Raw genomic sequence first — 23456 nt, 5'->3', positions numbered from 1 at the left:
CCGCTCCGGGTCCCCGGTAGCATCGGCTCCCGTGCATCCGCCGGCCAGATCCAACCGCGCCTACCGCAACGTCGCGCGCATCGTGCGTCCCCCGATGCTCGCCATGACCCGCCGCCAGTGGCGCGGCACCGAGAACCTCCCCACCGAGGGCGGGTTCATCGTCGCGTCGAACCACATGACGAACATCGACCCGCTGACGTTCGCGCACTTCCTGTGGGACAACGGCTACGCGCCGAAGATCCTGGCCAAGGCGCCCCTGTTCAAGGTGCCGGTGCTGGGCTGGGTGCTGCGAGTGACGGGGCAGATCCCGGTCTTCCGGAACACGGCGTCGGCGGGGGACTCGCTCACGGCGGGGATCCTGGCGGTCGAGGCCGGCGACGCGGTGGCCGTCTTCCCCGAGGGCACGCTGACGCGCGACCCCGACCTGTGGCCGATGGTCGGCAAGACCGGGATCGCCCGCCTGGCGCTGAGCACGAAGGCCCCGGTCATCCMGGTGGCCCAGTGGGGTGCCCAGGACCTGCTGGCGCGCTACGGCAAGATGCTCAAGCCGTTCCCGCGCAAGCTGGTCACCGTGGTGGCAGGCCCGCCGGTGGACCTCGACGACCTGTACGACCGCCCGCAGGACACCAAGACGCTGCGCGAGGCCACCGAGCGCGTGATGACCGCGATCACCGCGCTCCTCCAGGAGGTCCGGGGCGAGGAGCCGCCGGCGATCCGCTACGACATGCGCAAGCCGCTCGCGCAGGGCGAGAAGAGGGTCGGCGGCGACCACGCGACCCACCCCGAGCTGCCGTGACGGCGGACCAGGTGGCCGAGGAGCGGCCGGTCGTCCCCGGAGCTCCCCGGCTGCGCGCCGCGGTGCTCGGCGCCGGGGCGTGGGGCACCACGTTCGCGGCCGTGATGGCCGACGCCGGCTGCGACGTGACCATCTGGGGTCGCGACGAGTCGGTCTGCCGACAGATCGCCGACGAGCACCGCAACGAGGCCTACCTGCCGGACGTCGTGCTCCCGGGGCGGATCACGGCGACCACCGATGTCCGGGCCGCTCTCCGGGGCGCCGACATCGTCGCGGTCGCCATCCCGTCGCAGAGCGCCCGGGCCACCCTCACGCCGCTGGCTGACGCGGTCGCCCCCCACGCCGTCGCCGTCTCCCTGATGAAGGGCGTCGAGCTGTCGACCGACCGCCGGATGAGCGAGGTCGTCGCGGAGTCCCTGGGCATCCCGGCGGGCCGCGTCGCCGTCGTCTCCGGCCCGAACCTGGCGCTCGAGATCGCGCACCGGCAGCCGACCGCCACCGTCGTGGCCTCGACGGACGAGGCGACCGCGCAACTGGTGGCCCGGGCGTGCGCGTCGTCCTACTTCCGGCCGTACACCAACGACGACGTCGTCGGGGTCGAGCTGTGCGGCGCCGTGAAGAACGTCATCGCGCTGGCCGTCGGCATCTCGCAGGGCCGCGGGCTGGGCTACAACACGATGGCCACGGTCATCACCCGGGGCCTCGTCGAGATCACGCGGCTCGGCCTGGCGCTCGGCGCCGACGCGGACACGTTCCCGGGCCTCGCGGGCCTGGGTGACCTCATGGCGACCTGCGCGTCGCCCGACTCGCGCAACCACACGCTCGGCGGGCACATCGGCCGTGGCATGACCCTCGACGAGGCGATAGCCGCGACGGGCGGCACGGCCGAGGGCGTGAAGTCGAGCCGCTCCGTGCTGGAGCTGGCGACGACCCTGGGCGTCGAGATGCCGATCACGTCCGCCGTGGTCAAGGTGCTGCACGAGGGGCTGCCGGTCGACCAGCTGGCCTCCCTGCTGCTTGCCCGGCCGCACAAGGCCGAGGGCGTCTAGCGGGTCCTCCGCGACCGCGTCAGTGCCTGGTCGAGGTCGCGCCAGAGGTCCTCGACGTCCTCGATGCCGACCGACATCCGCAGCAGGTCCTCCGGCACGGTGAGCGACTCGGTGGCGAAGCGCCGGCGGCGCTCCAGCGTCGACTCGACCCCGCCCAGGCTCGTCGCCGGCACCCAGAGCTCCAGCGCGGCGACGACCGCGTCGGCCGCCTCCGGGCCGCCGACCGGGCGCAGGCCGATGATCGCCCCGAAGCCGTCCATCAGGCGCGCCGCGCGATCGTGCCCGGGGTCGGACGGCAGGCTCGGGTGCCGGACCTCGGCGACGCCCGGGTGCTCGCTGAGGCGGCGCGCGAGCTCCGCGGCGTTGGCCTGGGCGCGCTCGACGCGCAGGGCGAGCGTGCGCAGGCCGCGCAGGGCGAGCCAGACCTCGAACGGGCCGGCGATCGCGCCGTGCAGGGTCCGGTACGCGTGCAGTCGGGCGTGCAGGGCGTCGTCGTCGGCCAGCGCGGCGCCCAGGACCACGTCCGTATGCCCCGCGAGGTACTTGGTCACCGAGTGCACGACGACGTCGGCGCCGTGCTCGAAGGGGCGCTGCACCAGCGGCGTCGCGAAGGTGTTGTCGACGCCCACCAGCGCGCCGGCGGCGTGCGCGCCCGCGACCAGCGCCGGGAGGTCGGCGACCTCGAGCATGGGGTTGGTCGGCGTCTCGATCCAGAGCATCGAGGTGGGGGTCCGCAACGCGTCCAGCACGGCGTCGGTGTCGTCGATGTCGACGAGCGCGACGTCGACCCCCAGCCGGTCCTCCAGGTCGCGGGCGTAGCCGAGCGTGACCTGGTAGGAGTGGCGGGGCAGGACGAGCCGGCCGCCCGGCGGGATGAGCGAGAAGGCGGCGGCGATGGCGGCCATGCCGGAGCCGAACACGAGCGCCGGGTGGGCCGAGCGCTCCAGCGCGCCCAGCGTCTGCTCGAAGGGGTGCCAGGTCTCGGCGTCGATCCGCCCGTACAGCGGCTCGTCCGGCGCGGGCACGCCGCGGGACACGAACGTCGAGGAGAGCACGAGCGGGGGGTTCACCGGGGCGCCCTGGGTCCGTGCCGGCCGGCCGGCGGCGACCGTGAGCGTCGCGGGAGAGAGGTCGTCGAAACGCTGGGAGGTCACGGCGGCAGGTTACCCGGCGTCGTGCTCGGGGCCCGTCCCTCCGACAGGTAGGGTCGGGCGCGATGGACGCCACCGCACAGCCCTCGGGCCACGACCAGACCCCTGAGCCGATCCTCGAGACGACCACCGGGACGGCTCGCCGACCACGTGTGATGGTCGTGTTCGGCGGCCGGTCCGGCGAGCACGGGATCAGCTGCGCGACCGCCGGCGGCGTGCTGCGCGCGATCGACCGCGATCGCTACGACGTCCTGGCGGTGGGCATCACCCCCGCCGGGCGCTGGGTGCTGGCCGACGACGACCCCGACCGCTGGGCGATCGTCGACGGCCGGCTCCCGCAGGTCGAGGACACGGCTGCGCACGTGCTGCTGCCGCAGGCCGTCGACGACCGCGACGTGCAGGTGCTCGAGGCCGGGCAGCTGCCGCGCGTGCTGGGCGAGGTCGACGTCGTGTTCCCGCTGCTGCACGGTCCGTTCGGGGAGGACKGCACGCTGCAGGGGCTGCTCGAGCTGGCGGACGTCCGGTACGTGGGCGCCGGGGTGCTGGCCTCCGCGGTCGGCATGGACAAGCACATGATGAAGCTGGTGCTGGCGGGCCACGGGCTGCCCGTCGGGCCGTTCCGCGTGGTGCAGCCGGGCGAGCTCGACCGCGACCCCGAGGGCGTGACCGCCCGGATCGCCGAGATCGGCCTCCCGCTTTTCGTCAAGCCCGCGCGGGCCGGATCGAGCCTCGGCATCTCGCGCGTCACCGACCTGGCGGACCTGCCGGCAGCGATCCGCGCCGCCGCGGAGCACGACCCGAAGATCATCGTCGAGGCGGCCATCGTCGGCCGCGAGATCGAGTGCGGTGTGCTCGGCGGCCACGACGGCGACCGGGCCCGGGCCTCGCTGCCGGGGGAGATCCTGGTGACGGACTCGCGGCACGCGTTCTACGACTTYGAGGCCAAGTACCTCGACGAGGCCGGGGTGACGCTCGCGTGCCCGGCCGACCTGCCCCTGGGCGTCGTCGAGGCCGTGCGGGACGTCGCTGTGCGCACGTTCGAGGCCGTGGGCTGCGAGGGTCTGGCGCGCGTCGACGTGTTCGTCACGCCGGACGGCGAGGTCGTGGTCAACGAGATCAACACCATGCCCGGTTTCACGCCGTACTCGATGTACCCGCGGATGTGGGAGGCGTCGGGCGTCGGCTACGCCGACCTCGTCGACGAGCTGCTCCGCCTCGCGCTTGCTCGGCCCACGGGTCTGCGGTGACGATCGCCGAATGGACGCCGACATTCGCCAATGCGGCCCACGGGTGTGCGGTGACGAAAGTCGGATGTACGCCCGACGTTCGCCCTGTCGTACGCCCAAACTCAGCCCGGCAGGCTACCCTCGGGGCACTCGTGATGGACCGCGGCGCGACAACGACGTCGTCCGGGGTGGACGTCCCACCATCACCGTCGGGACGCATCGCGCCCCTCCGCACCCTCCACCCGGGGGCGCGCCGCACGGCCGGCACGAACGTCCGGCTCCCGTAGATCGATGGTGAACGTCATGACCGTCTCGCAGGCAGTCCAGACCCGCGAGGCGAGCGCATGAGCGCCACCGTGTCGCCCGGGGCACCTATTCCGGCACGAGCGGCCACAGCGCAGGACTACTCGGCGCTGGCCGCGTACGTCCGCGAGTCCGGGCTGCTGCGGCGCCGCTACGTCTACTACTGGACCCGCCTGGTCGCCGTCGTGCTGGCCTTCGCGTCGGTCTGGGTGGCCGTTGTGCTCGTCGGCAACTCGTGGTGGCAGCTGGCCGTCGCGGCCGGGTTCGCCGTCGTGCTCACGCAGATCGCGTTCCTCGGGCACGACAGCGCGCACCGCCAGATCTTCAAGTCGGGTCCGTGGAACGACTGGACCTCACGCATCCTCGCCGGCGGGTTCGTCGGCCTGAGCCACACGTGGTGGCGCAACAAGCACAACCGGCACCACGCCTCGCCCAACCAGGTGGGGGCGGACCCCGACATCGCGCCCGGCGTCGTCGTCTGGACGCAGGACGTGCTCGAGACCCGCAGCGGCTGGCGCGCGTGGTTCGGCCGCCACCAGGGCTGGTTCTTCTTCCCGCTGCTCATGCTCGAGGGCCTCAGCCTGCACGCGTCGAGCGTCCGCCTGCTGCTCGCCAAGGGCACCGTGCCGCACCGCTGGGTCGAGGCGCCGATCGTCATCACGCGGCTCGCCGTCTACGTCGGCCTGCTGTTCTGGCTGCTCCCGCCCGGCAAGGCGCTCGCGTTCATCGGGGTGCAGATGGCCCTGTTCGGTGTGCTGCTCGGCGGCTCGTTCGCACCGAACCACAAGGGCATGCCCATCATCCCCGCGGGGATGAAGGTGGACTTCCTGCGCCGCCAGGTTCTGACGTCCCGCAACATTCGGGGCGGCGTGGCCGTCGACTTCGTGATGGGCGGGCTCAACTACCAGGTCGAGCACCACCTCTTCCCGAGCATGCCGAGGCCGAACCTCCGGCACGTGCAGCCGGTCGTGCGCGACTACTGCGAGAAGCTCGGGGTGAACTACACCGAGGTCGGCTTCTTCCGGTCGTACAAGATCATCGTCGAGTACCTCAACCGGGTCGGGCTGGCGGACCGGGCAGCGTTCGACTGCCCGGTGGCCTCCCTCTACGGGCGCTGACCTACACGCAGCTGCGGACCTGCTCGGTCAGGGCGACGGCGGGCCCGAGCTGGTCCACGAAGGACGTCGAACGCTCCGTCGCGACCGCGGCCGGCACGTGCAGCTCGACCGCGGGCTCGCGGCCGTACGTGGTGAACGTCCAGTCGCCGTCCTCGCCCTCGATGACGACCCAGTCGATGCTCGGGCCGCCCGGCGTCTCGACGGTCTGGCAGTGGTCTGTCGTCGGCCCCAGGGGCTCGACGCCGCAGCGCAGGACGATCGGTGCCGCGGGGTCGCCCCACGCCGTCGTGGCCTGCGCCGTGGTGTCGCGCTGGGGGAGGCCGTCGCCGAGCGAGTCCGGCATGGCCAGCACGACGGACGCGCAGACGGGGTCCGTGGCGTGCGGGGCGACCTGAGCCGGGATCGTGCTCGCGCACCCGGCGAGGGCGGCGACGCCACCGACCGAGGCCACGGCCAGCAGGCGTCGGCGCAGGGGCGGCTGGGGCACCCGGTCACGGTAACCCGAGCGCGGCGCCGAACCTCTACCGTGTCGGGGTGACCGGCGACACCCCCACCGATTCTCTGCGCGTCTCCGAGCTGACCGAGGAGCAGCTGCTCGCCCGCATCTTCCCCCTCCTGCCCGTGGGCGCCGACACCCTCGTCCCGCCCGGCGACGACGCCGCGGTCGTGGCCGCGCCCGACGGCCGGTTCGTGGTGACCACCGACGTGCTGGTCGAGGACCGGCACTTCCGGCGGTCGTGGTCCTCCGGCGAGGACGTCGGCCGGCGTGCGGCCGTGCAGAACCTCGCCGACGTCGCCGCGATGGGCGCGCGGCCGACGAGCCTCGTGGTCGCCCTGGTGATCCCGCCGGACCTGCCCGCGTCGTGGGTGGACGGCCTGGCCCGGGGTCTGGCCGCGGAGTGCACCCCGCTCGGGGTCGGCGTGGTGGGCGGGGACCTGTCCGGCGGGCCGCTGGTGGTCGTCTCCGTGGYCGCGCACGGCGACCTGGGCGGGCGCGCGCCCGTGCTGCGGTCGGGCGCACGCCCGGGCGACGTCGTGGCGCACGCGGGGGTCGCGGGGTGGTCGGCGGCCGGGCTGGCGCTGCTCGAGGTGGGCGCTGAGAACCCCGACGCGGAGCTGGTGGCCGCGTACCTGCGGCCGGTGTCGCCGCTCGCTGCGGGTCCGGCCGCGGCCGCGGCAGGGGCCACGGCGATGCTCGACGTGTCGGACGGTCTGCTGCGCGACGCCGGTCGGCTCGCCCGCGCGAGCGGTATCGAGATCGACCTGGAGGTCGCGGCGTTCGCCGGGGACCTGGACCGCCTGGGCGACGCGGCGGCGCGCCTCGGCGCGACGGTGGAGCGGTGGGTGCTCGACGGCGGCGAGGACCACGGGCTGCTGGCGACGTTCCCGTCCGGAGCCGTGCTGCCCCAGGGGTTCCGGGCCGTCGGCCGCGTCACGGACGGGACGCTGCCGGGGGTCCTCGTCGACGGGGTGGCTGCGCCGGCGAGGTCCGGGTGGGACCACTTCGGCGGGTGAGGGCTCAGCCCCGGCGGTAGCGGACCTCGAGCAGGCTCTCGCCGCCGATGTCGTCGTAGCGCTCCACGCCGTCGGCCTGGAAGCCGTGCCGCCGGTAGAAGTGCCGCGCGCGCTCGTTGTCCGCGAGCACCCACAGCGTGATGGTGGTCTTGTCGCCGACCTCCCCGATGACGGTCCGCATGAGGTCACGGGCCACGCCGTGCCCCCACGTGCCGGGGTCGAGGTAGATGGAGAAGATCTCCCGGTCGCCGCGTCGCGCGTCCTCGTCGCGGCCCGGCCCGACGGTGACAAACCCGACCAGGCGGTCCGGCACGGCGGCGACCCAGGTGAGGATCTCCTCGCGCGGGCCCTCGCGCAGGTACCGACCCCACTGGGCGGTGCGTTCGTCGGCGTCCAGGGAGGCCAGGTACGCGTCGGGCACGATGCCCGCGTACGCCTCCTGCCACGAGCGCACGTGCACCCGGGCGATGCCCGCTGCGTCCCCCTCGGTGGCGACTCGGATCGTCACCTCGTCCAGCTGCTCGACCATGGAGGTCACCATGCCACAGGAATCGGACATGACGAAGGGCCATGAAGTGACAACCTCATGGCCCTTCGGATGTTGCAGGGGTACGTCAGATCGCGCGCTGCACCTTGCCGGCCTTGAGGCACGACGTGCACACGTTGAGACGCTTGGGCGTCCCCGCGACGACGGCACGCACGCGCTGGATGTTCGGGTTCCAGCGACGCTTCGTGCGCACGTGCGAGTGCGAGATGCTGTGCCCGAAGCTCGGGCCCTTGGCGCAGACGTCGCAGTTGGCAGCCACGGTCTTCTCCTGTTGCTCTGTACGGATCATCTGCCGCGTGTGCGGCGAAGTATGTGTCGGAGCGCACGAGCGACGCCGACTCCATGCCGTTTCCGGAGAGGATTCGGGGGCCGCTGCGGGGCACCACCAGTGCCCAGCATGGCCGGGCAACCGGTCAAGACTAGCCCATCGGCCACGTCGGCCCAAATGTGGGTGCGATGAGGCAGGGTGGTGCAGCGCAGGTGCAGGCGGGAGCGCCGGAGCCTGCGTGAGCTGACCGGGTGTCCGGGGACGACGGAGGTGCGGTGGACCTGCTCGACGCGGCGGCGGTGCGCACGTGGGCGGTCGCGGCGTGCTCAGCGCTGGAGGCGGCCCGGGACCGGATCGACGCCGTCAACGTGTTCCCGGTCGCGGACTCCGACACCGGCACCAACGTCCTGCTGACCGTCACCGGGGGTGTCGAGGCGATGGGGCTCGTCGGCCCGGACGCGGGCGCGCCGGACGTGGCGCGGGCCTTCGCCCGGGGATCCCTGCTGGCCGCCCGCGGCAACTCCGGGGTCATCGTCAGCCAGTACCTGACCGGCTTCGCCCGCGCGCTGCCGGCCGCCGCGGGCCCACGCKAGGCCGCCCGCTGCCTGTCGGTGGCGGCCCGGGCCGCCCGGGAGGCCACCGTCGAGCCGCAGGAGGGCACGGTCCTCACGCTCGCCGACGTGGTGGCCGGCGCCGCGACGACGGCCGCGGACGCGGGCGCCGACCTGCCGACCACGCTGGCCGAGGCGGTGGCGKAGGCCCTGCGCGCCCTCGGGCGGATCAGCGCCGCGCACCCCGTCCTGCGCGCCGCGCACGTGCTCGACGCCGGCGCGTGCGCCCTGCTCGTCGTGCTCGACGCCCTGGCCCGCGCGGCCGCCGACGAGCGGCCCGTCGCGGTCCCGCTCGACTGGCTGCCCGCCGCAGCCGCCCACCACGCGTCGGCCGAGGCCGCCGGCGGGGCGTTCGAGGTGATGCTGCTGGTGAGCGACGAGCAGCCCGTCGTCGACACCGGCGCGGAGCTGCGGCGCCGGATGGGCGCGGTCGGCGACTCGGTGGCCGTCGTGGGTGGCGACGGCTGGTGGCACGTGCACGTCCACACCGACGACCCGGCCGCGGCGATCGCGGGCGCGGCGGTGGGTCGGCGCGAGCAGGTGCTCGTCCGGCTCCTGTCCGGTGCGCACGCGGGCGGGTCGGCGATCGACGGGGGACCCGAGCGGTGGGGCGTCGTCGTCTGCACGGCGGCGCCGGAGCTCGCCGCCTGGTACGCCGCCACGGGTGCGGTGACCGTCGTGCAGTGCCCGGAGGCGCCGGTCCGACCGGTCCACCTCGAACGGGCGGTGGTCGACTCGGGCGCCGCGCACGTGGTCCTCCTGCCGGGCGCTGCGGGCTCGGCGGTCGAGCTCGCCACACCCGGTGTGCTCGTCCACGTGCTCGACGCCCGCGACGAGGTCCGGCTCGTGGTGGGTGCGCTGGCGCTCGCCGGCGCCGGCCCGACCGTCGAGGGGCGGGCCGCGGCGGACGCGGCACTCGCTCGGCTCGCCGTGCGTGAGGTCGAGGTCGCGACCCCGCGGTCCGCCTGCGACGCGACCGACGCGCTCGTGGCCGTGACGCGACCCGCGCCCGCCGAGAGCCTGACGGTGCTCGTCCGGGACGCTCCGGACGGCGCGGTCGTCGACGCGCTCCTGGCGCACCTGGCGGCGCGGCACCCGGGCGTCGAGCCGACGGTGGTCGGCCCGAGCGGGCACGGTCCCGCGCTCGTGATCGGGCTGGACTGACGTGGCGACGCGCAGGCCTGGCTCCGACCGGCTGACGTACCCCGACAGCGTCCACACGCCCGTCGACCCGCTGGACGAGCGGTTCGCGGCCGCGACGCCGGCCGACCAGAAGAAGTTCGCGGGGCTCGGCCTCGAGACCGTCGGCGACCTCCTGTCCTACTACCCGTGGCGGTATGCGGACTCGCGCGAGGTCACCGACATCGCGAGCCTCGCGGTCGGAGCCAACGTCTCGCTCGTCGCACGGGTCCGCGGCGCGGAGATCAAGACCGCGATGAAGACGGGCAAGCCGCGGGTCGAGGCGAAGATCACCGACGGCACCCGCACGCTCGACCTGGTGATCTTCATGCCCCACCGCAACGCGGCGGAGTTCCACCTCCGGCGGCTGGTGCCGGGCAGCCTCGGGCTGTTCTCGGGGCAGATCAACGTGTTCAACGGGCGGCTGCAGCTGGCCAACCCCGTCTACGCGATCTTCGGGCTCGAGGTGGACGAGGAGGTCGCGCTCGAGGAGGCCGAGTGGCCGATCCCGATCTACCCGGCGACCGCGGGCCTGGAGTCGGAGAAGATACGCAAGGCGGTGCGCAAGGCGTTCGACCCGCTGACCGAGCAGGACGTGCCGGACCCCGTGCCTGACCTCGTGCGCGCGGAGCGGCACCTGGCGTCGCGCTGGTCGGCGCTGCGGGGTGTGCACGTGCCGCAGACCGAGGAGGACTGGCGCAAGGGGCAGGCGCGCCTGCGGTACGAGGAGGCGTTCGTGCTGCAGGCGGAGCTGGCGCGCCGACGCGCGCACGCGCAGCGCGAGGAGTCGACGGCTAGGCCCGCACGGGCGGGCGGCCTGCTGGACGCGTTCGACGCCCGGCTGCCGTTCACGCTCACCGAGGGCCAGGTGGCGGCGGGGGAGCAGATCGCCGACGACCTCGCCCGGCCGCACCCGATGCAGCGGCTGCTCCAGGGCGAGGTCGGCTCGGGCAAGACCGTCGTCGCGCTGCGGGCGATGCTCCAGGTGGTCGACGCCGGCGGCCAGGCGGCGCTGCTCGCCCCGACGTCGGTGCTCGCCGCGCAGCACGTGCGGACGCTGCGCGCGATGCTGGGCGACCTGGCCGAGGGCGGCCTGCTGGGCGGGTCTGAGATCGGCACCCGCGTCGCGGTGATCACGGGCGCGCAGTCGGCCGCCGAGCGGCGCACCAACCTGCTCGAGGCGGCCAGCGGACAGGCGGGGATCGTCGTCGGCACCCACGCACTGCTCTCCGACCCCGTGCAGTTCGCCGACCTCGGGCTGGTGGTCATCGACGAGCAGCACAAGTTCGGCGTCGAGCAGCGGGGACGGTTGCAGGCGAAGGCCGCCAACTCGCCGCACCTGCTGGTGACCACGGCGACGCCGATCCCTAGGACGGTGGCCATGACGGTGTTCGGCGAGCTCGAGACCTCCGAGCTGCGGCACGTGCCCGCCGGGCGCAGCGGGATCACGACGCACGTCGTCCCGGCCGACAACCGGGTCTGGATGGACCGCACGTGGAGCCGGGTGCGCGAGGAGGTCGAGAAGGGCGGCCGGGCCTTCGTCGTGTGCGCGCGGATCGACGAGGACGCAGATGGGGAGGGCGACGCCGACGACGGGGTCGATCTGGTTCCCGACGAGCCMGCGACCGTCGGCGAGGCGCAGGCCGCCGCGCAGCGCGCCCCGAAGCGCCCGCTGCGGGCCGTGCTGGAGGTGGCCGAGACCCTGCGCGCCGACCCGCGGCTGGGCGGCGCGGCCGTCGGGCTCCTGCACGGGCGGATGACGAGCGAGGAGAAGGACCGTGCGATCGCCGACTTCGCCTCGGGCCGCACGCCCGTGCTCGTGTCGACCACCGTCATCGAGGTCGGCGTGGACGTCCCGGCCGCGACCGTCATGGTCATCCTCGACGCGCACGTGTTCGGGCTCTCGCAGCTGCACCAGCTGCGCGGGCGCGTGGGCCGGGGGAGCGCGCCGGGGCTGTGCCTGCTGGTCGCCGACGCGCCCGAGGGCACCGTCGCGGCGCGGCGGCTGGGCGCGCTCGCGGAGACCACCGACGGGTTCGAGCTCGCGCGAGTCGACCTCGAGCTGCGCCGCGAGGGCGACGTGCTCGGCTCGGCGCAGTCGGGGCGACGCGGGACCCTGCGCTTCCTGCGCATCGTCAGCGATGGCGCGGTCATCGACCGGGCCCGCGACGACGCCCGCGCGCTGGTCGAGGCCGACCCCGAGCTGGCCGCGTGGCCCGCCCTGCAGGCGGCGATCGCGACGCAGCTGGCGGACGGGCGCGAGGAGTTCCTCGGACAGAGCTGACGGTGGGGCGCAGCACCCATCCACCGCGGATACCCTGGCGCACGTGTCGAAGCCCGTGATCAGCGCCAAGGACCTGCTCGTCGGTTACGGCGGAGCGCCCGTGTGTGCCCCCGTGTCGTTCACGCTGGCCCCGGGCAAGGTGGTCGCGCTCGTCGGGGCCAACGGCTCGGGCAAGTCGACCGTGCTCCGCGCGGTGATCGGGCTGCTGGAGCCGTCGGGCGGGACCCTGCAGGTGTTCGGCGCACCCGTGGACGAGCGCGAGGTCGGCTTCCGCACCAAGGTGGCCAGCGTGCTCGACGACGACGCCTACTTCCCTGCGCTCACGGTCTCGGAGCACCTCTACCTGACCGCCCGCGGGCACGGAGTCCACGGCGCGCAGGAGGTGGTCGCCGGGCTGCTCGCGGAGTTCGGGCTCACCGACCACGCGCGCTCGCTGCCCGTCGCGCTCTCCTCCGGCCAGCGCCGCCGGCTGCTGCTCGCCGCCGGGTTCGTGCGGCCCCGGTCGCTGCTGGTGCTCGACGAGCCTGAGCAGCGCCTCGACCGGGCCATGCGCGACCGGCTGGCGGGCCGGATCGTCGCCGAGAAGAAGGCGGGCGGTGCGGTGCTGCTGGCCACGCACGACCCCGACCTGCTGCGGGCCGTCGCCGACCGGGCGGTGCACGTGGCGGACGACGTCACGCGCCTGCTGCCCCCGGACCAGGCCGCCGACCTCATCTCGCGGGAGAACCCGTGACCGACCTGCCCGACGACGACACGCTCGACGACGAGCCCGCGGTCCAGCCGTTCGAGGTCGGCGAGGTCCCGTCCGCCAAGAGCATCCGCCGGTTCACGTCGCAGGCGGCCAACGCACGCGGCGGCGCGAGCATCGGCTCGCTGCTGTCGAGCGTGTACTACGCCGTCATCAGCATCGCGATCAGCATCGGCATCGCGCTCGGCGCGGCCCAGGCCATGCGCGTCGCGCTGCCGCCCGCGCCGGACGTCGAGGCGCCGGTCTCGCTGAGCCTCGCCACGCTCGTCGTCGTGATCCTCGTGGCGCTCGCCGGGGTGCTGCTCTCGCTGGCCGGCCGGCTCGGCCCGGTCGGCGCGGGCGGTGCCGAGGCGGCCTGGTGGCTGGGGCTGCCCGTCGACCGGCGAGGCCTCCTGCGGCCCGCGGCGCGCCGCCTGCCGCTGCTCGCCGGCTTCGTCGGGGCGGTGGTCGTCGCGCTCCTCGACGCCGGCCTGCTGGCCGACCCCGGGCACCGCGTGGTGCGGGTCGCCGGCACGGCCGCCGTCGTCGCGGCCGGGATCGTGCTGCTGGCGGCGGTGGGGCAGTCGGCCAGCGTGTCGCGGCGCGGGATCGCGCTCGTCGGCGACGTGCTGCTGTTCCTCGCTCCCGTGGCGGCCGTCGCGCTGTCCCTCGTCGGGTGGTCGGTGGACGCCGTCCCCAGTCCGCCCTGGTGGCTGCTGGCCGCCCTGGCCGTCGTCGTCGCCGGTCTCGCCTTCCTCGTCGACCACCGGCTCGGGCGGATGCCCGAGCGGACCCTGCGCGAGAGCGGCTCCGTGGCGACGCAGGCCGTCGGTGCCGTGGTCTCCATGGACTCGCGCGAGCTCGGCCGCGCGCTGACCGACGGCGCCGCCCCCCCGGTGCGGCGCTGGCTCTCCCCTCTGAGCACCGCTCGTGGGCCGGCCTCCGCGCTGATCACCGCCGACCTCGTCGTCCTGCGCAGGTCGGCGCGGCACGTCGTGCAGCTCGGGGTCGCGGCGCTGGTGCCCGTGCTGGTCAGCACGGTGCCGCAGCTGGCGAGCCCGTTCGGGGTCCTGCTGGGCCTGCTGGTGGCCGGCTACGTCGCCATGAGCGCGACCGGGGAGGGCGCCCGGCGCGCCGAGATGGCCCCGATCCTCGACCGCCTGCTGCCCATCGAGGCCAAGACCGTGCGGCGGCTGCGCATGGTYGTGCCCGCCGCCGCGATGGCGCTCTGGTCGGTCGTCGCGTTCGCCGCGGTCGGCCGCTGGGCCTCCGACGTGCCCGCGTGGATCGTGCTCGGGCTGGCATCGACGCCGGTCTGGGCCGCGGCCGCGGTCCGTGCCTCCTACCGGCCGGCGCCCGACTGGGGCGGCGCGCTCGTCTCGACGCCGATGGGCGCCCTGCCCACCGGCGTGGCGACCGTGCTCGCGCGCGGCCCGGACCTCGTGGTGCTCGGGCTGCTCCCGGTCTGGATCGCGGTCCTGCTGCGCACGGTCAACCCGATCCTGCTGTACGTGCAGGTCATCCTGTCGGTCATCGCGGTGGCGATCGCGTCGTCGATCCGCACGGGCTCGCTCATGGAACGGATGATGGAGTCGCAGGAGTCGATGCAGGACAAGGCGGGCGTCCGCAAGTGACCCGCATCGTCGCCGGCACCGTCGGTGGCMGCACGCTCGTGGTGCCCAAGGCCGGCACCCGGCCGACGAGCGAGCGGGTCCGCGAGGCACTGTTCTCCCGGCTCGAGCACCTGGACGTCGTCGACGGCGCCCACGTGCTCGACCTGTACGCCGGGTCCGGCGCGCTCGGGATCGAGGCGGCCAGTCGCGGGGCGCAGCACGTGACGCTCGTCGACGCCGCCCGGGACGCCGTGGACGTCTGCCGCCGCAACGTCGCGACGCTCGGCCTGGCCGACCGTGTGCAGGTGGTCGCTGACAAGGCCGAGAAGTTCGCGCAGCGGACGCCCGGCGCGCCGTGGGACCTCGTGCTCGTCGATCCGCCCTACGACCTGTCGGAGCAGGACCTCGGGGACGTCCTGGCGGCCGTGGCGCCCGCGCTGTCCGAGCACGCCGTCGTCGTGGTCGAGCGGTCGTCGCGGACGCCGGAGCCCACCTGGACCCCGCCGCTGGAGCGCTTCGACCGACGCGCCTACGGCGAGACGGTCATGTGGTTCGCGGAGCTCGCAGCAGCACCGTGAGCAGCGGTCCGCCGTCGCCCAGCCGGACCGTCCCGACGCCGGTGTAGCCGAGCCGTCCGTAGAACGGCAGGTTCCGCGGGTCGGTGGTCGCGAGGTACGTCCCGGCGTCCCCGGCGGCGGCGATCCCCGCCTCGACCAGCCGTCGGCCGATGGTGCGGCCCTGCCACGCCGGCTCGACCCCGAGGAAGTTCAGGTACGGCGTCGGCGCGGTGGGCGCGAGCGGTGCGGCGGACGCGAGCGCGGMCAGGATCTCCGCGGCACGGTCCGCGCCCACCAGGGCGGCCAGCGCCCCCGCGGGCGTGGGCAGCGACTCCGGGGCCGGGTCCGCGTCGGGCAGGCGCCACGCCGCGACCCCGACCACGCGGCCATCGACGCGGGCGACGTGCACCCGCCCGACCGCCAGGTACCGGTCGACCGACGGCCCGAGCCAGGCGGCGCACGCGTCCTCGCGCGTCTCCTCGTCGGGCAGCGCCCAGGCCATGAGCGGGTTCGTCCGGTAGGCGCGGGCCAGCACGGTCCGGACGGCGGGGGAGTCGGCGGCGGTGGCGTGGTCGAGGACGACGTCGGAGGCCATGCCCGAGGGTAGGGCGCCGCGCGTCCGGCTGGCCCGCGCACGCCCCTGGCCTACCCTGACGTGGTGAGCATCGCCGTCTGCCCCGGGTCGTTCGACCCCCTGACCCTCGGGCACCTGGACGTGATCCGGCGCGCGCGCTCGATGTTCGACGAGGTCGTCGTCGGCATCGCCCGGAACTCGTCGAAGGCGGCCCTGCTGCCGATCGACGTCCGGCTCGCGCTGGCGCGGACGGCGCTCCGGGACCTCGACGGGGTACGGGTCGAGGCGGTCGACGGCCTCCTGGCCGACTTCGTCGGCACGGTCGGTGCCTCCGCGGTGGTCAAGGGCCTCCGCGGCGGCGCGGACTTCGACGCCGAGCTGCCGATGGCGCTGATGAACCGGCACCTGTCCGGCGTGGAGACGGTGTTCGTGGTCGGTGACCAGAAGCTGGCCCACATCGCCTCCTCGCTGGTCAAGGACGTGGCCCGGTACGGCGGACCGATCGACGACCTCGTGCCGGAGGGCGTCGTGGATGCCGTGCGGGCAGCACTTCGAGAAAGGGACGCACGATGACGGACGAGGACCCGACCACCCGGCCCGAGGGCCTCACGGGCGTGCTTGACGCGATCGGGACGGCGGTGGCGAACGCGCGCGCGATGCCGATGTCGTCCTCGGTGCTGGTGAACCGTGCCGAGCTGCTCGACCTGGTGGAGCAGGCGCGGGACGTGCTGCCCAGCCAGCTGTCGCGTGCCGACGAGGTGCTCGCCGACGCCGACGCKGCGCGGTCGGTCGCGCAGGCCGACGCGGACGCCGTGCTGGCCCAGGCGCGCGCGCAGGCCGCCGCCCTGGTCGAGCAGGAGGCGGTCGTGCTGGCCGCGCAGGAGCGGGCGGCCCAGATCGTCGCCGAGGCCGAGGAGACCGCCGAGCGGCTGCAGCGCGACGCCGACGACTACTGCGACCGGCGGCTGGCGGACTTCGAGATCGACCTGGGCAAGGTGCTCAGCCAGGTGCAGGCGGGCCGGGCGAAGCTGGCCGGGCGGCTCGGGGCCGACGAGAGCTGAGACCTGCGCCACTCCCTGAGGATTTGGGCGGCCCCTGACCTGTGCCGTAGAGTTGCCCGTTGGTTCTGCCGCTCATGGCACGGACCGAGATCAACGAGGGGACCCTGGCCGTGCAGCGCCCTGTTCACCTCGATCCCCGTTCGCCGTTCGTGCTCGATTCGCACGAGCTCGGCCGACGTCCGGGATCGACGCGGACCGTGCAGCGCACCGTGGGCGCCCCGGAGGATCTCGGTACCGACGTGATCGGCATCCCCACCGGGACCGATGTCGAGCTGGAACTGCGGCTCGAGGCGGTCATGGAGGGGGTCCTGGTCTCCGGATCCGTCCGCGGCCGGGCGATCGGGGAGTGCGTGCGCTGCCTGGGCGAGGTTGTCGAGAACGTCGACGTCTCCCTCATGGAGCTGTACGTCTACCCTGAGCGCGCGGCGATCGCGGTCGAGGACGGCGACGACGAGGAGGACGTGCGCGAGCTGGAGGGCGACCTGGTCGACCTCGAGCCCGCGCTGCGGGACACGGTCGTGCCGGCTCTGCCGTTCCAGCCGCTGTGCCGACCCGACTGCCCCGGTCTGTGCTCCGAGTGTGGTGCACGGCTCGCGGATGACCCTGACCACTCGCATGAGACGCTTGACCCCCGCTGGTCCGCCCTGGGCGACCTGCTGGGTTCGAACGACGAGACGAAAGAGAGCTAGCCGTGGCTGTTCCGAAGCGCAAGATGTCGCGCAGCAACACCCGTGCGCGTCGGTCGCAGTGGAAGACCACTGCCACGACGCTCCACACGTGCCCGCAGTGCAAGTCCAACAAGATGCCGCACACGGCCTGCCCGACGTGCGGTACCTACAAGGACCGTGCCTACGCCGAGGCCGTGCGTACCGAGTTCGAGGCTCGCTGAGCCTCAGCTCGTCCCGCCGCGCAGCATTGATGACCGGAGGGCCGGCGTGAGTGCCGCGGCAGAACTTCTCGAGAAGCTCGGGGTCCACCTGGACCCCGAGCTTCTCGTGCTTGCCCTGACCCATCGGTCGTTCGCGCACGAGGCGGGCGGCATCCCGACCAACGAGCGGCTCGAGTTCCTCGGGGACTCGGTGCTCGGGCTCGTGGTCACGGAGTCGCTCTACCGGGCGCACCCCGACCTGCCCGAGGGGGCCCTCGCGAAGATGCGGGCGGCCACGGTGTCGCAGCGCGCCCTCGCCGTCGTCGCCCGCGAGCTCGACCTGGGCAGCTTCGTGCTGCTGGGCAAGGGTGAGCTGAGCACCGGGGGCCGGGACAAGGACTCGATCCTGTCGGACACGCTCGAGGCGGTGTTCGGCGCCGTGTACCTGTCCCACGGCCTGGAGCCGGCGCGCGGGCTGGTCGCGCGGCTGGTCGGGCCGTCGCTTGAGGCGGCCGCGGACCTCGGCGCCGGGCTCGACTGGAAGACGTCGCTGCAGGAGCTCTCGGCGACGCTGGGTCTCGGGGCGCCCGTCTACGAGGTCACGGGCGAGGGTCCCGACCACTCCCGCACGTTCACGGCTCGTGCGGTCGTCGCCGGGGTGTCGCGCGGGGTCGGCATCGGTTCCGCCAAGAAGCTCGCCGAGCAGGACGCCGCCGCGGATGCGTACCGGGCGCTCGCCCTCCTGCAGCAGGACACCTCCGCCTGACGTGCCCGAGCTCCCCGAGGTCGAGACCGTCCGGGACGGGCTGGCTCGGCACGTCCTGGGCCGCACGGTCACGGGCGTCGAGGTGCGGCGCGACTACAGCGTCCGGCGCCACACCGGCGGACCGCTGGACTTCGTCGGCCGGCTCGACGGGCGGCGGCTCGACGCGGCGGTCCGGCGCGGCAAGTACCTCTGGCTCCTGCTCGACGACGGCGACGACGCCCTCATGGCCCACCTCGGCATGAGCGGGCAGCTGCTGGTCCGCGGACCGGGCGAGCCCCTGGTCGAGCACCCCCACCTGCGCGTGCGGGCCTCGCTGGACGACGGGTCCGCACTCGACTTCGTCGACCAGCGCACCTTCGGGCACCTGAGCGTCCCGGACCTCGTGCCGACGCCCGACGGGCTGCCGGGCGGGCTCGGCTCCCCGGCGCCGGTGGTCCCCGAGCCCGTCGCCCACATCGCCCGCGACCTCCTCGACCCCGCGCTCGACCACGACGCGCTCGTGGCCGCGGTCCGACGACGCAAGACCGGCCTCAAGCGCGCGCTGCTCGACCAGACGCTGGTCTCGGGCATCGGCAACATCTACGCCGACGAGGGCCTGTGGCGCGCGAAGCTGCACTACGCGCGGCCGACCGAGACGCTGCGGCGGTCCGAGGTCGAGCGGGCGCTGGCCGGCGCGCACGAGGTGATGACGGAGGCGCTCGCGCAGGGCGGCACCAGCTTCGACGCGCTCTACGTCAACGTGAACGGGGCGTCCGGGTACTTCGACCGCTCGCTGGCCGTGTACGGCCAGGAGGGTCGGCCGTGCCCGCGCTGCGGCACGCCCGTCCGGCGCGACGAGTTCATGAACCGGTCGTCGTACTCCTGCCCGCACTGCCAGCCGCGCCCGCGGCGTGGTCGCTTCTAGCGTCGGACCACGTTCCGCAGCTTCCCTCCTGTGAGGAACGCCGTGAGGTTCGCCGTGACCAGCTCACCGGCGCCGATGGGCCGACCGCCCGCCGCGTGCGGGCTGATGAGGATGCGGGGCTCCGCCCAGAGCGGCGAGTCCGCCGGCAGGGGCTCGGTCTCGAACACGTCCAGGGCGGCGCCGGCCAGCCGCCCGGCCCGGATCGCCGCGAGCAGCGCCGCCTCGTCCAGGGTGGCGCCGCGGCCTACGTTCACCACCCACGCGTGGGACGGCAGCACGTCGAGCACGCCGGCGTCGACCGCGTGCCGGGTCTGGTCCGTGGCCGGCAGCAGCGAGACCAGGACGTCCGTGCGGGGCAGGTGGTCGGGCAGGTCGAACGCGGAGATGACGGGGTAGCCGTGGCGGTCGCCCGCTGTCGTGGCCACGCCCGTGACCTGGGCACCGAGGGCGGTGAGCAGGGGTGCGAGCCGGGCCGCGATGGAGCCGAACCCCCAGATCAGCACGCGGGAACGGTCCAGCGTGCGGAAGGCCTGGCCCGGCTCGGTGTGCTGCATGCCGCCCAGCTCGCCGGCCCAGCGGTGCGCGTCCTGCGCACGTACCAGCTCAGGCAGTCGGCGTGCGGCGGCGAGGATCAGCGCGAGCGTGTGCTCCGCGACGGGTCCGTCGTGCAGGCCGCGGCCCGAGGTGATGACGACGTCGTCGGCGAAGCCCGCGGCGAGGGCGGCGTCGGGCCCGGCGGCGAGGGTCTGCACCCAGCGCAGCCGGGTCAGGCGCCGCGCCGCATCGGCCAGCAGCTCCTCGCCGTTGCCCCAGAGCACCAGCGCCTCGGCGTCGAGGGCGTCCTCGGGCATCGGTGCGTCGACGTCGTAGCGCACCACCCGGATGTCCCCGGGAACGGTGGGCTCGTCGGTCAGTGTCGATGGCAGCAGCAAGGTGGTCACGTCGTTACGATGCCATCGTGCCTCCCACCAGCGCCTCCGCAGGCCCCATCACCGTGATGATCGTCGACGACCACGAGGTCGTCCGTCGAGGGATCGCGGAGGTCGTCGACCGCGCCGACGGCATGTCGGTCGTGGCCGAGGCGGGGTCGGTCGCCGACGGTGTCCGCCGCGCCGCGCTGGTGCGCCCGCAGGTGCTGCTGGTCGACCTGCAGCTGCCGGACGGCACGGGCATCGAGCTCTTGCGGACGGTGCGCGAGACCCTGCCGGCGGCCCGCGCCATCGTGCTGACGTCGTTCGACGACGACGACGCCCTGGCCGCCGCGCTCGACGCCGGGGCCGCGGCCTACCTGCTCAAGTCCGTGCGCGGCGCAGAGATCACGGACGTCATCCGAGCGGTCGCGGCCGGCCGGGTGCTGCTCGACGAGCGGACGGTGACGCGCCGCAAAGCGGGCCACGACGACCCGACCGAGAACCTCACGCCGAGCGAGCTCAAGGTCATCGAGCTCATCGGGGAGGGGCTGTCCAACCGGGAGATCGCGGAGCGGCTGGGCGTCGTCGAGAAGACCGTGAAGAACCACATCACCTCGCTGCTGGCCAAGATGGGCCTGCAGCGACGCACCCAGGTGGCCGCGTGGGTGGCGTCGCGCAAGAGCACGAGCTGGCGGGCCGAGCCGGGGCACTGAGGCCCGGGGCAACACCATCAGCCGAGCGGCGCCTCCCACGACAGGAGGGTGCCGCGTCCGTCGGGGGGAACCCCCAGGCTGAACGTCCCGCCGTGCTGGCGGGCGCGCGAGGCGAGGTTGCCCGTGCCCGACGACCGCTCGCGTCGCACCGGCAGGCCCGCGCCATCGTCCTGCACCTCGACGAGGACGACCCCGATCGGTCCGGCCCCCCGGACTGAGACCCGCACCGTGACCGACGAGGCGTGGGCGTGGCGGGCAGCGTTGGCCAGCCCCTCCCGCACGACGGCGACCACGTCGGAGGTCAGCGCGGGGTGGACCCTCTCGTCCAGACGGTCCTCGTCGACGCCGTCGTCGACCAGAACGACACCGTCCAGGGCGAGGACGAACGACGGCGCGAAGCCGAGGCCGGTGCGTGCGAGGGATGCCTCCCGGCGCAGGCGCTCGACCAGTCCGGAGGCCGCGTCGGGGTCACGCAGCTCGTGCACGATCTGCCGGATCTGGCGGACCGAGCCGTCGACGTTGTCCAGCGCCTCGTCGACGATGCCGGTCAGCTCTGACGGGTCGACGCCCCGCGCAGCGCGCCGCCGGACGGTCTCCAGCTGCATGCCGGTGGCGAACAGCTGCTGGATCGCCAGATCGTGCAGGTCGCGGGCGATGCGCTCGCGCTCGTCCAGGAGCGCGGCCACGTCCTGCGCGTGCCGTGCGCCGGCCAGCACGTAGGCGAGCGCGGCCTGGGCCGCGAACGACTCGGCGGTGGCCAGGTCACCGTCCTCGAACGGAGGGGCACCGATCCGGCGCAGCAGGATGAGGACGCCCATGTTGCGGCCGGCTGACTGCAGCGGCGCATACAGAGCGGGGCCGAACGTGCGCATGACGGGGACGGCGACCGTGCGGGCCGCTGACATGGACGGCAGCGTGAGGCCCTTGCCCTCGGTCATCACCGTCCACGCGCGGCCGCCGTGCGGCATCTGTGCGCCGAGGAGGCGCTCGCTCTCGTGCCCGACCGCCAGCTCGATGAGGAGCTCCCCGCCGACGCCCGGCAGCGCGAGCGCGGCCGTGTCGGCGTGCGCGACCTCGCGGGCGGTCGACGCGATGTGCTCGAGCGCCTCCTCCTCGTCGATGTCCTCCAGCAGCATCGTGGTGATGTCCTGGCCGGCGCGCAGCCAGTGCTCGCGCCGCTCCGCCTCGGCGTAGAGCTGCGCGTTGGCGACGGCGGCGCCGGCCGCGGCGGCGAGGGCTACGACGACGTCCTCGTCCTCCTGTGTGAACCCGCCGGCCTTCTCGGACAGGTACAGCTGCCCGAACACCCGCGATCCGACGCGCACCAAGGCGCCCAGGAACGACCCCATCGGCGGATGCTCGCGCGGGAAGCCCCGGAAGGCGGGGTGCTCCCGCAGGTCCGCGAGGCGCAGCACACCCGTGCTCGGGATCTGGCCGAGCACGCCCTGGTTGTGCGGCGCGGTCCCCAGCGCGGCGGCCACCGCGGTCGGCACCCCGGTGAACACGAAGAGAGTCGAGGTCCCCTGCGGGTCCAGCACGTTGATGGCGCCGTAGCGGGCTCCCGTGAGCTCGCCGCTGACCTGCACGAAGCGCTCGAGGACGGCGGGGAGCGCGAGCTCGCTGGCGACCGCCAGGATGGCGCCGAGCAAGTCGGTCAGGGCGTCGCCGGTGAGGGGGATCGGCGAGTCGGGCACCTCGGTGAGCTGCCCCTTCTCAACGGGCATGTCCGGCCTCCTGCCCGTCGGTCGCACGTTCGCGGTCCAGCGACTCACCGTAGCCGGGGGCGGTGGCAACGAGCTCCGCGTGCGTGCCGCGGGCGCGGACCCGGCCGCCGTCCAGCCAGACCACCTCGTCGGCGGCGGCCAGCGGCGTGAGCCGGTGGGTCACGACGACCACCCCCCGAGGGTCGCGCAGCAGGTCGGTCACCAGCGCGTCCGCCCGGTCCGGGTCGAGGTGCTCGGCGGGCTCGTCGACCAGGAGCAGCGGGGCGGGGGACAGCAGGGCGCGCGCGACGAGCAGGCGTCGCCGCTCACCGCCGGACACGGTCCGGGCGTCGGGGCCGAGCAGGGTGTCGAGGCCGTCGGGGAGCCCGTCGAGCCAGTCGCCCAGCCCGACGCGCCGCAGGACCTCGGTGGCCTCGTCGGGCGTGACGTCGCCGCGTGCGACGCGGAGGTTCTCGAGCACGGTGGTGCCGAACACGTGGGCGTCCTCGGTGCCGACGACGACCGCGGCGACCGCAGCGTCGCGGGACAGGTGGTCGACGTCGTGCCCGTCGAGCGTGAGCGAGCCGCCGCGCCGGGGGAGCAGCCCAGCGAGGGTGAGCAGCGTGGTCGTCTTGCCCGTGCCGGACGGGCCCACGATGGCGAGCGACCGGCCGGCGCGCAGGTCGAGGTCCAGGCCCTCGACGACGGGCGGTGTCCCGGGCCAGCCGGCGGCCAGGTCGGTCGCGACGAGCGGCGGACGCCCCGGAGCCGCGTCCGTCGGGGCGGGGTCGGCGGGGGCGTCGAGGAGCTCCAGGATCCGGACCGCTGCCGCGCGCGAGCGCTGCACCTGGATGGCCGCCGCGGGCAGCAGCGACGTCGCCTCGAACGCCGCGAGCGGCGTCAGCACGATCACCGCGAGGTCGACCGGCGCGAGGAGCCCCGCGCCGACCGCCGGGATGCCGGTGAGCAGGGCGGCGAGCACCGCGACACCGACGGCGAGCTGGCCGAGGCC

Annotated in this window: 25 protein-coding genes; 17 read left to right on the top strand and 8 right to left on the bottom strand. The window is 74.4% G+C overall.

Going from position 1 to position 23456, the window contains the following annotated elements; translation table 11 throughout:
- Positions 1-31: 31 nt before the first annotated feature.
- Complete coding sequence (locus AC1DYZ_RS17300; protein WP_477066369.1) at positions 32-796, top strand: lysophospholipid acyltransferase family protein; 765 nt, start codon at positions 32-34, stop codon at positions 794-796.
- Entirely contained in the window at positions 793-1845 is a 1053-nt protein-coding gene (locus AC1DYZ_RS17295; RefSeq protein ID WP_477066368.1) for an NAD(P)H-dependent glycerol-3-phosphate dehydrogenase, read from the top strand. The genes AC1DYZ_RS17300 and AC1DYZ_RS17295 overlap by 4 nt, the downstream gene beginning before the upstream one ends.
- Here AC1DYZ_RS17295 and AC1DYZ_RS17290 read toward each other — a convergent pair.
- The gene (locus AC1DYZ_RS17290; protein WP_477066367.1) at positions 1842-2999 is read right to left on the bottom strand and encodes a trans-sulfuration enzyme family protein; all 1158 of its coding nucleotides are present in this window, start codon (positions 2997-2999) and stop codon (positions 1842-1844) included. The genes AC1DYZ_RS17295 and AC1DYZ_RS17290 overlap by 4 nt on opposite strands.
- A gap of 62 nt (positions 3000-3061) precedes the next feature.
- On the opposite strand from AC1DYZ_RS17290, the gene AC1DYZ_RS17285 reads away from it, so the two are divergent.
- The gene (locus AC1DYZ_RS17285) at positions 3062-4243 is read left to right on the top strand and encodes a D-alanine--D-alanine ligase family protein (protein ID WP_477066366.1); all 1182 of its coding nucleotides are present in this window, start codon (positions 3062-3064) and stop codon (positions 4241-4243) included.
- A gap of 323 nt (positions 4244-4566) precedes the next feature.
- On the top strand, positions 4567-5643 hold the full coding sequence (locus AC1DYZ_RS17280; protein WP_477066365.1) for a fatty acid desaturase family protein: 1077 nt from the start codon (positions 4567-4569) through the stop codon (positions 5641-5643).
- Between the two features lies 1 nt (position 5644).
- On the opposite strand, the gene AC1DYZ_RS17275 is transcribed toward AC1DYZ_RS17280, so the two are convergent.
- Positions 5645-6130 carry a DUF3515 family protein gene (locus tag AC1DYZ_RS17275; protein ID WP_477066364.1) on the bottom strand — a complete coding sequence of 162 codons (486 nt, stop codon included), beginning with the start codon at positions 6128-6130 and terminating at the stop codon, positions 5645-5647.
- Between the two features lie 47 nt (positions 6131-6177).
- Here AC1DYZ_RS17275 and AC1DYZ_RS17270 point away from each other — a divergent pair, with 47 nt between their 5' ends.
- The gene (locus tag AC1DYZ_RS17270; RefSeq protein WP_477066363.1) at positions 6178-7158 is read left to right on the top strand and encodes a thiamine-phosphate kinase; all 981 of its coding nucleotides are present in this window, start codon (positions 6178-6180) and stop codon (positions 7156-7158) included.
- Positions 7159-7162: 4 nt separating this feature from the next.
- Here the strand turns inward: AC1DYZ_RS17270 and AC1DYZ_RS17265 are convergent, their stop codons facing one another.
- Positions 7163-7687 (bottom strand): N-acetyltransferase family protein, encoded by a 525-nt coding sequence (locus AC1DYZ_RS17265; protein WP_477066362.1) that lies wholly within the window; start codon positions 7685-7687, stop codon positions 7163-7165.
- Positions 7688-7772: 85 nt separating this feature from the next.
- The gene (rpmB, locus tag AC1DYZ_RS17260) at positions 7773-7964 is read right to left on the bottom strand and encodes a 50S ribosomal protein L28 (RefSeq protein WP_028050248.1); all 192 of its coding nucleotides are present in this window, start codon (positions 7962-7964) and stop codon (positions 7773-7775) included.
- Positions 7965-8248: 284 nt separating this feature from the next.
- Between rpmB and AC1DYZ_RS17255 the strand changes: the two genes are divergently transcribed.
- The 5 genes from AC1DYZ_RS17255 to rsmD are packed head-to-tail and all read left to right on the top strand — an operon-like array spanning position 8249 to position 14965.
- Positions 8249-9748, top strand: a complete 1500-nt coding sequence (locus AC1DYZ_RS17255; RefSeq protein ID WP_477066361.1) for a DAK2 domain-containing protein — start codon at positions 8249-8251, stop codon at positions 9746-9748.
- A gap of 1 nt (position 9749) precedes the next feature.
- Positions 9750-12047, top strand: coding sequence for an ATP-dependent DNA helicase RecG (locus AC1DYZ_RS17250; protein ID WP_477066360.1), 2298 nt, complete (start codon positions 9750-9752; stop codon positions 12045-12047).
- A gap of 43 nt (positions 12048-12090) precedes the next feature.
- Positions 12091-12780: an ABC transporter ATP-binding protein gene (locus AC1DYZ_RS17245; protein WP_477066359.1), complete on the top strand. Its 690-nt coding sequence runs from the start codon at positions 12091-12093 to the stop codon at positions 12778-12780.
- Positions 12777-14408, top strand: coding sequence for a DUF6297 family protein (locus AC1DYZ_RS17240; RefSeq protein WP_477066358.1), 1632 nt, complete (start codon positions 12777-12779; stop codon positions 14406-14408). The genes AC1DYZ_RS17245 and AC1DYZ_RS17240 overlap by 4 nt, the downstream gene beginning before the upstream one ends.
- Positions 14405-14965, top strand: a complete 561-nt coding sequence (gene rsmD, locus AC1DYZ_RS17235; protein WP_477066357.1) for a 16S rRNA (guanine(966)-N(2))-methyltransferase RsmD — start codon at positions 14405-14407, stop codon at positions 14963-14965. The genes AC1DYZ_RS17240 and rsmD overlap by 4 nt, the downstream gene beginning before the upstream one ends.
- Here the strand turns inward: rsmD and AC1DYZ_RS17230 are convergent.
- The gene (locus AC1DYZ_RS17230) at positions 14931-15539 is read right to left on the bottom strand and encodes a GNAT family N-acetyltransferase (protein WP_477066356.1); all 609 of its coding nucleotides are present in this window, start codon (positions 15537-15539) and stop codon (positions 14931-14933) included. The genes rsmD and AC1DYZ_RS17230 overlap by 35 nt on opposite strands.
- Before the next feature lie 63 nt (positions 15540-15602).
- Between AC1DYZ_RS17230 and coaD the strand changes: the two genes are divergently transcribed.
- From coaD to mutM, 6 genes are all read left to right on the top strand, one after another.
- A complete protein-coding gene (gene coaD / locus AC1DYZ_RS17225; protein WP_477066355.1) occupies positions 15603-16091 on the top strand; it encodes a pantetheine-phosphate adenylyltransferase in 489 nt (162 codons plus the stop codon).
- Entirely contained in the window at positions 16088-16579 is a 492-nt protein-coding gene (locus AC1DYZ_RS17220; protein WP_456826375.1) for a hypothetical protein, read from the top strand. Before coaD ends, AC1DYZ_RS17220 begins: the two co-directional genes overlap by 4 nt.
- A gap of 110 nt (positions 16580-16689) precedes the next feature.
- A complete protein-coding gene (locus tag AC1DYZ_RS17215; RefSeq protein WP_477066408.1) occupies positions 16690-17268 on the top strand; it encodes a YceD family protein in 579 nt (192 codons plus the stop codon).
- Between the two features lie 2 nt (positions 17269-17270).
- Positions 17271-17468, top strand: a complete 198-nt coding sequence (rpmF, locus tag AC1DYZ_RS17210; protein ID WP_370505356.1) for a 50S ribosomal protein L32 — start codon at positions 17271-17273, stop codon at positions 17466-17468.
- A gap of 46 nt (positions 17469-17514) precedes the next feature.
- Positions 17515-18213 carry a ribonuclease III gene (gene rnc / locus AC1DYZ_RS17205; protein WP_477066354.1) on the top strand — a complete coding sequence of 233 codons (699 nt, stop codon included), beginning with the start codon at positions 17515-17517 and terminating at the stop codon, positions 18211-18213.
- 1 nt (position 18214) lies between these two features.
- Positions 18215-19117 carry a bifunctional DNA-formamidopyrimidine glycosylase/DNA-(apurinic or apyrimidinic site) lyase gene (gene mutM, locus AC1DYZ_RS17200; protein ID WP_477066353.1) on the top strand — a complete coding sequence of 301 codons (903 nt, stop codon included), beginning with the start codon at positions 18215-18217 and terminating at the stop codon, positions 19115-19117.
- On the opposite strand, the gene AC1DYZ_RS17195 is transcribed toward mutM, so the two are convergent.
- On the bottom strand, positions 19114-20058 hold the full coding sequence (locus tag AC1DYZ_RS17195) for an NAD(P)-dependent oxidoreductase (protein ID WP_477066352.1): 945 nt from the start codon (positions 20056-20058) through the stop codon (positions 19114-19116). The genes mutM and AC1DYZ_RS17195 overlap by 4 nt on opposite strands.
- Positions 20059-20114: 56 nt before the next feature.
- Here AC1DYZ_RS17195 and AC1DYZ_RS17190 point away from each other — a divergent pair, with 56 nt between their 5' ends.
- On the top strand, positions 20115-20741 hold the full coding sequence (locus tag AC1DYZ_RS17190) for a response regulator (RefSeq protein WP_477066407.1): 627 nt from the start codon (positions 20115-20117) through the stop codon (positions 20739-20741).
- A gap of 17 nt (positions 20742-20758) precedes the next feature.
- Here the strand turns inward: AC1DYZ_RS17190 and AC1DYZ_RS17185 are convergent, their stop codons facing one another.
- Positions 20759-22465, bottom strand: coding sequence for a GAF domain-containing sensor histidine kinase (locus tag AC1DYZ_RS17185; protein ID WP_477066351.1), 1707 nt, complete (start codon positions 22463-22465; stop codon positions 20759-20761).
- The coding region (locus AC1DYZ_RS17180; protein ID WP_477066350.1) for an ATP-binding cassette domain-containing protein at positions 22455-23456 on the bottom strand (1002 nt) is incomplete at its 5' end. The genes AC1DYZ_RS17185 and AC1DYZ_RS17180, both read right to left, overlap by 11 nt.

This window comes from Cellulomonas sp. P1_C4, assembly GCF_056406355.1.
The sequence above is the reverse complement of the archived record's forward strand: the minus strand, read 5'-3'. Positions and strand labels throughout refer to the sequence as shown.